Raw genomic sequence first — 1,238 nt, forward strand, 5'->3', positions numbered from 1 at the left:
GCCGCAGTGGCCTGCGCTGGAGGTGCAGTATGCGGATTTCGCGTTGTGGCAGCGGGAGGTTTTGGGGGATGAGCGGGATCCGTCGTCGGTGTTGGCGGCGCAGGTGGGGTATTGGCGGGAGCAGTTGGCGGGGTTGCCCGAGCAGTTGGAGTTGCCGGCGGATCGGGCGCGTGCGGGGGTGGCGTCGTATCAGGGGGCGACGGTGGGGTTCGAGGTGGATGCGGGGGTGCATGCGGGGTTGAGCCGGGTCGCGGCCGAGCACAACGCGACGGTGTTCATGGTGGTGCATGCGGCGTTGGCGGTGTTGTTGGCGCGGTTGTCGAATTCGCGGGATATCGCGGTGGGGACGCCGGTGGCGGGTCGGGGTGAGGCGGCGTTGGACGAGTTGATCGGGATGTTCGTCAACACGTTGGTGTTGCGGACCGAGATCGATCCCTCGGCGCGGTTCAGCGAGTTGCTGGCGGGGGTGCGGGCGGTGGATGTGGCGGCGTTCGGGCATGCGGATGTGCCGTTCGAGCGGTTGGTGGAGGTGCTGGATCCGCCGCGGTCGCCGGCGCGGCATCCGTTGTTCCAGGTGATGTTGACGTTCCAGAATTTGACGGTGCCGGAGTTGGCGTTGCCGGGGTTGTCGGTGGCGCCGGTGGATTTGTCGGTGGGGTTGGCGAAGTTCGATCTGCAGTTGGCGGTGGCCGAGCAGTTGGGGCGTGAGGGTGGGCCGGGTGGTTTGTCGGCGGCGTTCACCTATGCCACGGATTTGTTCGACACGGCGACGGTGCGGGATTTCGCCGATCGGTTCACCCGGATCCTGGCCGCGGTCGCGGCCGATGCCACCGTCACGGTCGGCGACATCGATGTGCTCGCGCCCGGTGAGCGGGAGTTGGTGTTGCACGAGTGGTCGACTCCGGGGGCGTTGGTGCCGGAGGTGACGTTGGTGGATGTGATCACCACCCAGGCGCGTAACCGGCCGGACGCGGTCGCGATCCGCTGCGGTGATTCGACGTTGACTTTCGGTGAGTTGCATCGGCGGGCGAATCAGGTGGCGCGGGCGTTGATCGCCGTGGGTGCGGGGCCGGAGTCGGTGGTGGCGGTGGCGGTGGCGCGCAGTGAGGAGTTGCCGGTCGCGTTGCTGGGTGTGTTGATCGCGGGTGCGGCGTATCTGCCGATCGATACGACCTATCCGGTGCAGCGGTTGGAGTTCATGCTCGAAGACGCCGCCCCGGTCTGCGTGCTGACCAGCG

The 1,238-nt window shown here is 67.5% G+C and carries 1 protein-coding gene; it reads left to right on the plus strand.

Translation table 11 applies throughout. The features are described 5' to 3' along the window. Positions 1 to 1,238: condensation domain-containing protein (locus tag ACWDMM_RS33770; protein WP_449941592.1), on the plus strand; the 1,238-nt coding region annotated here is incomplete at both ends.

Source organism: Nocardia sp. NPDC003726 (assembly GCF_053586955.1).